At 43.5% G+C, this 9,403-nt stretch carries 12 protein-coding genes; 5 read left to right on the forward strand and 7 right to left on the reverse strand.

Features of this window, described 5'->3' with window-relative positions; translation table 11 throughout:
* Window positions 1–1,008, forward strand: a 1,008-nt coding sequence (locus tag KB557_RS06660) for an MFS transporter (protein WP_255132535.1), incomplete at its 5' end; no start/stop codon positions are given.
* Between the two features lie 102 nt (window positions 1,009–1,110).
* Complete coding sequence (locus tag KB557_RS06665; protein WP_255132537.1) at window positions 1,111–2,283, forward strand: hypothetical protein; 1,173 nt, start codon at window positions 1,111–1,113, stop codon at window positions 2,281–2,283.
* A gap of 7 nt (window positions 2,284–2,290) precedes the next feature.
* Here the strand turns inward: KB557_RS06665 and KB557_RS06670 are convergent, their stop codons facing one another.
* Both KB557_RS06670 and KB557_RS06675 read right to left on the reverse strand, forming a co-directional pair.
* On the reverse strand, window positions 2,291–3,010 hold the full coding sequence (locus KB557_RS06670) for a hypothetical protein (RefSeq protein ID WP_255132539.1): 720 nt from the start codon (window positions 3,008–3,010) through the stop codon (window positions 2,291–2,293).
* A gap of 257 nt (window positions 3,011–3,267) precedes the next feature.
* Window positions 3,268–3,672 carry a YccF domain-containing protein gene (locus KB557_RS06675; protein ID WP_255132541.1) on the reverse strand — a complete coding sequence of 135 codons (405 nt, stop codon included), beginning with the start codon at window positions 3,670–3,672 and terminating at the stop codon, window positions 3,268–3,270.
* Between the two features lie 95 nt (window positions 3,673–3,767).
* Here KB557_RS06675 and KB557_RS06680 point away from each other — a divergent pair, with 95 nt between their 5' ends.
* A complete protein-coding gene (locus KB557_RS06680) occupies window positions 3,768–4,001 on the forward strand; it encodes a hypothetical protein (RefSeq protein ID WP_255132543.1) in 234 nt (77 codons plus the stop codon).
* 253 nt (window positions 4,002–4,254) lie between these two features.
* Here the strand turns inward: KB557_RS06680 and KB557_RS06690 are convergent, their stop codons facing one another.
* Genes KB557_RS06690 through KB557_RS06700 form a run of 3 tightly spaced genes read right to left on the reverse strand, consistent with a single transcriptional unit; the run spans window position 4,255 to window position 5,867 of the window.
* Window positions 4,255–4,488, reverse strand: coding sequence for a hypothetical protein (locus KB557_RS06690; protein WP_255132547.1), 234 nt, complete (start codon window positions 4,486–4,488; stop codon window positions 4,255–4,257).
* Window positions 4,485–5,519, reverse strand: coding sequence for an ACR3 family arsenite efflux transporter (gene arsB / locus KB557_RS06695; protein ID WP_255132550.1), 1,035 nt, complete (start codon window positions 5,517–5,519; stop codon window positions 4,485–4,487). Before arsB ends, KB557_RS06690 begins: the two co-directional genes overlap by 4 nt.
* A gap of 3 nt (window positions 5,520–5,522) precedes the next feature.
* Window positions 5,523–5,867 (reverse strand): helix-turn-helix transcriptional regulator, encoded by a 345-nt coding sequence (locus KB557_RS06700; RefSeq protein WP_255132553.1) that lies wholly within the window; start codon window positions 5,865–5,867, stop codon window positions 5,523–5,525.
* Between the two features lie 35 nt (window positions 5,868–5,902).
* On the opposite strand from KB557_RS06700, the gene KB557_RS06705 reads away from it, so the two are divergent.
* Together KB557_RS06705 and arsJ are read left to right on the forward strand one after the other, a co-directional pair.
* Window positions 5,903–6,937: an ArsJ-associated glyceraldehyde-3-phosphate dehydrogenase gene (locus tag KB557_RS06705; RefSeq protein ID WP_255132555.1), complete on the forward strand. Its 1,035-nt coding sequence runs from the start codon at window positions 5,903–5,905 to the stop codon at window positions 6,935–6,937.
* A complete protein-coding gene (gene arsJ, locus KB557_RS06710) occupies window positions 6,937–8,175 on the forward strand; it encodes an organoarsenical effux MFS transporter ArsJ (protein WP_255132557.1) in 1,239 nt (412 codons plus the stop codon). Before KB557_RS06705 ends, arsJ begins: the two co-directional genes overlap by 1 nt.
* A gap of 10 nt (window positions 8,176–8,185) precedes the next feature.
* On the opposite strand, the gene KB557_RS06715 is transcribed toward arsJ, so the two are convergent.
* A complete protein-coding gene (locus tag KB557_RS06715; protein ID WP_255132559.1) occupies window positions 8,186–8,368 on the reverse strand; it encodes a hypothetical protein in 183 nt (60 codons plus the stop codon).
* 325 nt (window positions 8,369–8,693) lie between these two features.
* Window positions 8,694–9,403: CbiX/SirB N-terminal domain-containing protein (locus KB557_RS06720; RefSeq protein WP_315856205.1), on the reverse strand; the 710-nt coding region annotated here is incomplete at its 5' end.

Below are 9,403 nucleotides of genomic sequence, written 5' to 3' on the forward strand. Positions count from 1 at the left end.
GCCTTTGAGATGGGGGCAGTTATTACCATCATAAATTGTATTGACTGGATACTTGGCAAATTTGGCCTTGTGGGAACTTTTGCCCTCGCTACAGGTTTGCGCCTTTTAGTACTGCTACTTCTAGCTAACACTCATAATTTCACACTTTGGTGTGTGAGTGTGTTCTGCTTCGGCATATGCACCTATATGTGTTTGATCTCTCTTCAAACATGGGTTAATGCTATCCCCGTGGGGCGTTTTCGAGGCTTGGTGAGCGGCTGCTATAGCTCTGCTCTATCACTCGGAACAGCCAGCGGCCCAATATTGTTCAACCAGTTGGGATCTTCAGGGGGAAGCCAAGCATTCCAGGGAAACATGGTCATTGTGCTGGTTGCCTTGATGGTAATCATTCCTTTGCTTACTCAACAGCCACGCTTTCTCAGCCAAGGCAGGTTGCGCATTCTTTATGCAATCCGTATGGCCAAAGTGCCGATGCTCTCCTCCTTTGTTGGAGGTGTTACGTTCTTCGGACTTCCCGCCTTCCTAACGCTTTATGGAATGATGAATGGTTTGTCTATTCAACGTGCATCCCTCCTTCTCACCGCCTTTATGCTTGGCTCAGTAAGCTTGGGTCTCTTGATATCAAGCCTTTCAAACCGAAACAATAGAACTTTCGTAACCATCCTTTGCGTACTGATTGGGGTACTTTGTGCTGTTTTCTTACCTCTTGCAATATACAACTACTTTATAGCTGTATGTCTTCTATTTGTTTGGGGAGGTGCCGCTGGAGGGATTTACGCTACAGGATTATCTGCAGTAGCTGAACTCTTTAGAAAGGAAGATCAAGTTTCCGCAAATGTTGCCTACTCTATCCTTGATAATGTAGGCGGAATTATTGCTGTACTTTCGATTGGTTTCCTGATGGGTTCAGGTATTTCAGATGGTATTGTATACGTAATTGTAGCAACTGCCTTGTGTTATTTTATTTACTGCCTTGCCAAACTAATTAACACAGAACACATGGCTTAACCTCCATAAATCAATAAACAAGTCATGAGTTCACATCAGCCTAAATCTAAATTTCGTCTTCCTCCAACCCTAAGGAAACCATGGAATATCTCAACGCTCATTATGGCAATTGTTGCTATTGCACTAATCCTAATGGGAGTGTTCTCAGTAGATAATATTAGCTATAAAACAGGTGATTACCTTGCCTTCACAGATAACAATAAGGCTGGCTTACTTGAACAAAAGAGTCACCTTGCTAAACTTTTGAAGCGCGATCGCAAGGGCTACGAACGTAGCGAAATTAAGACCATTGCAAAGGGTCAGCCTGATCCCATGAAGATTAGAATGGGTTTATATGCTATTAATAACTACAATATTAATCTACAAAGTCCTTCATTTGAAAGTTCGGGTTATTGGTGGCTCAAATGGGGAGATGATCTTCAGGCATACCTAACAGAAAATAATCTGAAAATATGGAAGGTATTAACACCTGTTAATCTTATTAATATTCCACAATATGCAGATTCAGTTTTTATACCCACCGGGAACGGTAAGCCAACTCTCATGCCGGATGGCAGCTGGTATCTAACTGGCGCCTACAGCGGTGAGTTTTTTATTGATCGAAGCGATTTTCGTCGCCACCCTTTTACTACCCTAAGCCTTCCGATCATGATCGAGGCAGATGATGTAATGTTGAATAGTAGTAAATTAGAAATATCACCAGACACACAAGGATCTGGAATAGGTCAGTTTATTGATTCTAATCTAGGTTGGATAAACCAAGGTTGGACATTGGCTTCATATAAACATCACTACGACTCTGATTTTGGCTTTGGCAAAGGAGCCTCCGACTTCAGTCAATTAATATTTGAGGTTAAATATAGTACAAGTTCATGGTTGTCATTCTGGAAAATATTAGTTCCTCTTATGATCGTTGTAGCAATGATCGCTGGTGCTACTAAGCTTGAGACAGCTCATTACGACGTGCGCCTCACACTACCGGTTACTGTTTTACTTACACTTGTTTTCATGCAACAGACGCATGATGCAAATTTACCGCAGCTGCCATACCTAACATTCTTAGATGAGGTTTACGTTGTTTCATATATTCTAACGCTTGGCTCTTTTGTTATGATGCTATGGGCATGCAGACGTTATTACGCAGCACTTAAGATAGAAGATTATGCTGTTCGGGAATTGGAATTAAAAAAACTCGATAAATCAGATGATTACTGGCCGACATATGTTATCGGAATAGGAATGATTGCTCTTGTAATTTGCTGGTTTACTGGTTGATATTAGTTTATTGAACATTTTGCATGCGCGTTACTGCTGAAATTAACACATCAAGTGAAACGTCTTCTACCGACATTGCATCCCCATGTCCGAATGGATTGTCCAGATCAGAAATTAAGCTAATAAGGAATATCATCATTAAGCTAATGACAACGATAAAAAATATTGCCTCATTGAGCCTTGTGTTTTCCATAAGTATTAACCCTCCACACAAAAGACCAATTGCCGCATAGGCCAGCCAATACACCAATTTCACAAAAGAGGTTTCCCGTATAGTTTCGATTCGATTAATCAGCTTCAAGATAGCCGCCATTTCCCCTAGCAATCTGGCTTTAAGGGGCGGATCAGTTTTGAGCAAAAAGGCCGCCTGAACTACGGTTTGATGGCAAGAATAAAAATGCTTTAGTAGCTCAGCCGTGGAAAGCCTATTTAACAACCATACAAAAATAGTTTCAGCGAGGAAAGTTACCTCGGCAACAGCGAATTGTGCATCGGCACCTGGAGAGAGCACTGAGATTGCTTGAATTTCTATGCTGAGCACTTCCAATCCAGTAGCTAGCTCACCAGGTAATTTCTCGCTCTCTTTATAATCAGCAAGCACACCGTTAAGCAAAAAGCCCAGTAAAAAAACTGTTGAGGCCACCAATGTTGTGAATAGGGGATTCAGCTGGATCACCTCCCAACCAAACCGATGGGCTGCCACCTTGCCTGCCGCTATGAGTGCCACCAGGGCAAGAACGCGTAGTAATAATTTGATGCGTTGAAGGCGTGCAATGCGGAGGCGATTAGAGCTGAAACGTTCGAGATTTTCTAATGCAAACATGCTCGGGCACTTGAATCCATATTTATAGTTTATTCCCTAAAGCCCCGGGCAGAAAAAACTTACAAAGGGTAAATCTTTTTGCCATTTACACGACTTTTGCCAGGCGCTTATGAACTTCTGGCAAGCTCAAATGATAGTAGGCTTGGAGGGGGCAACAAGATTTAACGGCGCACCGGCACCACCTGCATACCAATTGGCGCAAGTGCGATTATTGCAAGCTTTATATGTTGAATACCAAAAGGAATGCCAATTATTGATATAAAACAAGCCAATGCAGATGTGAGATGACCAATCGCAAGCCACCAGCCGGCTATTAGAAACCAAATAATGTTGCCAATTAAACCCAAAGGGCCGGTGCCAAAATCCAGTTCTCCGGTGAGCTCATGGCGGCTCACGGCCTCCTTGCCAAAAGGTGAAAACGAATAATTACCAATTACAAAACAGGCTCTTGCCCAGGGAATCCCAACGATTGTGACAGCAGCAATAATCCCCGCTAGCCACCAACCCAAACCCATCACAAGGCCACCCAGCACAAACCAAACTACATTCAATAAAAAGCTAATCAAGAGAAAAAACGCCTCTTTAGAAAAGCTAGGCCGAAACAAGCCCCAAAACCCGTAACAATCCGTTACAATGGTGAAAAGATGCCTTAATTTCTTTCATGAACGACTTTTTAGCCACCATTTACCTAGTTTGCTTCGCAGCAATTGCTGGTGGAGCTTTTGCTTTGATGAATCAAAATTTACGCCAAGCGGCAACGGTGCCAGTATCTAGTTCAAATAGGCAAGGAAGACGGATGCATCCAGAAGCCCCGGCGCCAGGGGAAGAAGTTATGTATGTGGATCTTAGCCGCGAAAGATTAGAAGCTCTATACAAGCAAGCATCAAACAATTGATTAGGCAGTTAACTTAATTTATAATTACTTTTTAAAGCTTCTATCAATCAACTGAGTCAATAAATATACCCCTATAAACATAGGTAAATAAGCCACCCACATATTTGGCAGGTTAATTTCCGAATTGTTGATCAAAATCAACCCTAAATAACTAAAAACACTATATATACCTACACGTCTTGCAATTGCCAAATTTCCCTTCACGGAAGCAAATCCAAATCACCTGCTTTTATTGTAACCAATTTTTTTGCATTCATCTGTAGGTCCAATCAGAAGGTCTATTTTTATAACAATCTCCAGATGCAAGATCGCCTTTAGCGCAAAGCTTTTTGATCAATTCAATACGAGCCTCTGGCGTTTTAGCACCTTGTTTATTTAACAAATCAAACATAAATGGTGATATCAAGCCATCTTTAAGAAGTTGCTCGTTTGTTTGAGCGATCGTTGCAATCGGAATCAACATAAAAAAAACAAGAATTAAAATCATTTTTTAAAATTGGGCCTTAGCAGCAAGCATAAATATACCAAAGCAACTAACACAGGCACTTCGATCAAAGGTCCGATAACACCAGCTAATGCCTGTTTTGAGCTAACACCCCACACGCTGATCGAAACAGCAATCGCTAACTCAAAATTATTACCTGCTGCTGTGAATGCAAGTGCGGATGTTTTTTCATAACTAAACCCTGAATTCTTACCAACAAAAAATGCAATTCCCCACATTACTACGAAATATATGAATAAAGGTAAGGCAACTTGCGACACTTGAAAAGGATTAGAGATTATTGCTTGCCCCTGAAGAGAAAACATAATAACAATAGTAAATAACAAGCCATACAAAGCCCATGGAGCAATCCGTGGTATGAATCTCTGCTCATACCATTTTATACCTTTAAAAGCAACGCCGATTCTTCTTGTAAAAAAACCAGCCACCAATGGGATGCCAAGAAAGATAAGTACTGCTTTTGCTATTTCAGAAAATGAGAAATTTATTGATTGAGCATCAAGCCCTAAAAAATTTGGTAATATTTTTAAATAAAAATTACCTAGCAGTGCATAGGCAAGCACTTGCACAATTGAATTAATTGCTACTAGCAAAGCAGCAACTTCACGATCCCCTTTAGCTAAATCGATCCAAATCAACACCATCGCAATACATGGCGCGATACCAATCATAATTAACCCAGTACGAAACTCCGCTTGATCTGGTAGAAATAACCAGGCCAAACAAAACATTAAAAAAGGCCCAAGCCCCCACACCAAAAGCAGAGAAGTAGTCAGTAAAGAACGATCACGGGCCACATAACCCAATTCGCCATAACGAACTTTTGCTAGCACCGGATACATCATCATCATTAAACCAAGGGCTATTGGTAACGACATATTCCCAAGCTCAGCGCCGCCAAGCAAAACCTGCATACCGGGCACCAAACGGCCAAGCGCTAAGCCAAAAGCCATCGCCAGCAAGATCCAAACGGGCAATAATCGATCAAGCCAACTTAATTTTTCAAGATGCATTTGTTAGCTACAGGAAAGGGCGGATAAATTACAACTAGCGGCCAATTGATCCAGCCAATTGCTTAACAAGGTCAAAGTTTGTGGTGCTAGGCGGTAGTAAGACCAACGTCCCTGCTGACGTGCCGTAATTAAACCGGCATCTTTCATTACTTTTAGATGGAAGGAGAGCTTGGATTGAGCTAATCCCAACTCACTGGTGAGTTCGCATACACAACGCTCACCACTGCCTAAACACTGCACCAATTGCAAACGAATTGGTTCCGCCAGCACCCGTAGTAGTTGCAGAGCTTGCTCACTGGCAATGCCGGTAAGAACCATGTGATCCAGCAAACAACACCCATCAACCATAATTGATTTAAGCTCAAATTTCTGTTGCTAATTCAATGAAAATCGGCATCAACGGCTTTGGGCGGATCGGGCGCTTGGTATTTCGCTCCCTATGGGACCGCCCAGATATCGAATTAGTACATGTGAACGATCCCGCAGGCGATGCCGCTGGCGCGGCCCATCTACTTGAATTTGATTCCGTCCACGGGCGCTGGCCGCATCCCGTAACAGCCCAAGGAAATAGTTTTGTTGTAGCAAATGCAACTCATAAACCGATTAACTACAGCAAAGCAACAGCACCAAGTGCTGTGCCTTGGGCTGATTCAGGCGTTGAAATAGTGCTGGAATGCAGTGGCAAGTTCAAAACAGCTGAAACCCTTGAGCCTTATTTTCTAAATAGTGCCATTAAAAGGGTTGTGGTGGCTTGCCCTGTTAAAGGGCAGATAGCCGGGGCTGAAGCATTAAATATTGTTTATGGCATCAATCATCAGCTCTACAACGAGAGCATACACAAATTGGTTACCGCAGCATCCTGCACCACAAATTGCCTTGCTCCTGTTGTGAAGGTAGTGCATGAAAATTTTGGAATATTGCATGGCTCAATAACTACTCTGCATGATGTTACTAATACTCAAGTTGTGGTAGATTGCTTCAAAAGTGATTTACGTAGAGCCCGTTCTTGCCTGCAAAACTTAATACCCACAACCACTGGTTCAGCCAAAGCTATCGGGATGATCTTTCCTGAACTACAAGGAAAACTAAACGGCCACGCAATACGGATACCTTTATTAAATGCCTCAATTACCGATGCGGTATTTGAATTAAAACGTGCTGTAACGGCTGAGGAAGTAAACGCTGCATTTGAAACTGCCGCCAATGGCGCACTCAAGGGTATTCTGGGTTATGAAACAAGACCATTAGTATCTGTTGATTATTTAAATGATTCCCGCAGCGCCATCATTGATGGACCCTCAACAATGGTTATTGATGGCACTCAACTAAAAGTTTATGCCTGGTACGACAATGAATGGGGCTACAGCTGCCGAATGGCAGACCTGGTTAGTTACATCGCAGCAGCGGAGAAACACTGATGCGGATGCTCACATCCCTTCAGCAATACGCAATTGTTACTGGCAATTACTGGGCATTTACGCTTACGGATGGCGCGCTGCGCATGCTGGTGGTGTTCCATTTTCATCAACTTGGCTACAGCACCCTTGAAATTGCATTCTTATTTCTTTTCTACGAATTTTTTGGCATAGTTACAAATTTATATGGCGGTTATTTAGGTGCCCGTTTTGGTTTACGCCTCACCCTATGGACGGGCACCTTAATGCAAGTGGCTGCCTTGCTAATGCTGATGCCAGTGGATGATGCCTGGCCCAAATGGTGGAGCGTTGCCTATGTGATGGTTGCTCAAGCCATCAGCGGTATTGCTAAAGATCTTAATAAAATGAGTGCCAAAAGTGCAATCAAAACAGTTGTACCTGAAACCCCAAATGATCAGAATAAAGGCGATAATCAATTATTTAAATGGGTGGCAATTCTCACGGGATCCAAAAATGCTTTAAAGGGTGTTGGTTTTTTTCTTGGCGGGATTCTGCTTACAACGATTGGATTTAATGCTGCAGTTGGGGCAATGGCTGCTGGTTTATTTATAGCTTTCCTTGTAACTCTTATATTGCCAGGAGATATTGGGAGGATGAAAGAAAAGCCAAACTTCTCTGCATTATTTTCTAAATCACAGGGCATAAACGTGCTTTCTCTAGCGCGATTCTTTCTATTTGGAGCCCGTGATGTGTGGTTTGTGGTGGCATTGCCGGTATTCCTCCAATCTGCATTGGGTTGGAAATTCTGGGAAGTGGGCGGTTTTATGGGCCTTTGGGTTATCGGTTACGGAATCGTGCAAGCTGCTGCGCCCACATTGAGGCGCGCCTGGGGGCAAAGCACAGCACCAAGCGTGGCGGCAGTTGAATTTTGGAGTGCCTGTTTAACAGCTATTCCAGCTTTGATTGCAATTGCCTTGTGGCGTGAAATGGCGCAACCGGGCATTGCGGTGGTGGTGGGATTAGCGGCATTTGGAGTGATATTTGCGATGAACTCCTCTATTCACAGTTATATGGTGCTTGCCTACACAGATGCTGAATCTGTGAGCCTAAATGTGGGCTTTTACTATATGGCTAATGCAGCTGGGCGCCTACTTGGCACTGTTTTATCTGGTGCCTTATTTCTTTTTGGTGGCATGCAGGCTTGTCTTTGGGCTTCCTGCCTGCTGGTGGCAGCTGCCTGGCTGGTAAGCACCCGCTTACCTCCGGTAAGGACGGCTTAGATTTTAAGAATTAATCCCGTAAAACAGAAAGTTTTAGGCCTTGATCTTGAGCTCTTAAACCAAGATCAAGCAAATCTTGAGCTAAAACCAAAAGTGAAATTCCCATTAAAGCCATTGCCATTCCCCGCTGATCCTCACCAGCCATCTCAACGCTGCGGGAAGCCTGTAGGTGCTGGGGCCAGCTTAATCGCATAGCAACTACAGGGCTTTGATCAGATTTTCATATATCTAGCATTGGAGAGGCTTATGAGTAAATCCGGATTTACATCTTGAAATAAACATACCTATCAGCGCTGGTAGCTCCTGTAACAACACGGCTTTAAAAGCTGAATACGTTTGCCTTAGTTTCTATTCAGCTGCCATGGGCAACTCAATTGAGCTCACCACAAGCCAACGTTTTGAAATCGAACGCTTCAGCCGCGCCATTGATGCCACATCTGATTCGGAACAGTTGCGTGATTTAGCAAAGCAGCTGCTAGTTGCCTGGCACAGTCAAAAAGCTGCTACCACCTGGGCAATTAGTGCAAACTGCTCGGCCCTAACGGGTGTTTGGCATGGGGATGGGCGGTGTGCTGATGGGCATGACTCTGGGCTGCAGCATTGATCTGCTCCTGACAAGCACCTGTACATTCCTTTTCACATAGGGCGCAGGGTTCATTTAAGCCCTCCACATGATGGTGATGACTATGTTGCACTGCGCCTACATCTGCTTCAAAGCCAAGCACTTGAGCGCGATATTTACACATAGAACAATTCATATTTGCATCGCCCCGCATCACTTCTGCTAGGCGTTCTTTGAAGGTTTCCAGCACAAGGGGATGATCATTTAAATAACCCACCCGCACAAATTGCTGCTCAGGGTGATCTAGGGCAACTCGATCTGCATGTTGATAAATCCTGCTTACTAATACACCTGAAAAAAGGAAATATGGAAAAACTAATATCCGCTTAAATCCTAGTTTCACCGCATGGCGCAAGCCTGGTTCTACTAAAGGAAAAGTAACACCAGAATAGACGGTTTCACCCCAGCCAAAACCAATACCCTCCACCAACATGCGGCACACTTTTGCCACATTTGAATTGGCATCTGGATCTGATGAGCCTCTACCCACAACTACAAGCAAGGTATCTTCTGTGGCAACAACTTCATTGGCATCTGCAAGAGCGATGGCATCTTTAATACGAGCGGCGGCGGCCTGAATCATTTTCAGATCTACCCCCAGCTCCC

Origin of the sequence: Synechococcus sp. Cruz CV12-2-Slac-r, from assembly GCF_024346075.1 — a bacterium.
Classification (GTDB): Bacteria; Cyanobacteriota; Cyanobacteriia; order PCC-6307; family Cyanobiaceae; genus Synechococcus_D.

Coding starts and splice junctions, on each gene's coding strand:
- KB557_RS06665 (WP_255132537.1), top strand. CDS start 1,111: ATGGCAATTGTTGCTATTGCACTAATCCTAATGGGAGTGTTCTCAGTA.
- KB557_RS06680 (WP_255132543.1), top strand. CDS start 3,768: ATGAACGACTTTTTAGCCACCATTTACCTAGTTTGCTTCGCAGCAATT.
- KB557_RS06690 (WP_255132547.1), bottom strand. CDS start 4,488: ATGATTTTAATTCTTGTTTTTTTTATGTTGATTCCGATTGCAACGATC.
- arsB (WP_255132550.1), bottom strand. CDS start 5,519: ATGCATCTTGAAAAATTAAGTTGGCTTGATCGATTATTGCCCGTTTGG.
- KB557_RS06700 (WP_255132553.1), bottom strand. CDS start 5,867: ATGGTTGATGGGTGTTGTTTGCTGGATCACATGGTTCTTACCGGCATT.
- KB557_RS06705 (WP_255132555.1), top strand. CDS start 5,903: ATGAAAATCGGCATCAACGGCTTTGGGCGGATCGGGCGCTTGGTATTT.
- arsJ (WP_255132557.1), top strand. CDS start 6,937: ATGCGGATGCTCACATCCCTTCAGCAATACGCAATTGTTACTGGCAAT.
- KB557_RS06715 (WP_255132559.1), bottom strand. CDS start 8,368: ATGCGATTAAGCTGGCCCCAGCACCTACAGGCTTCCCGCAGCGTTGAG.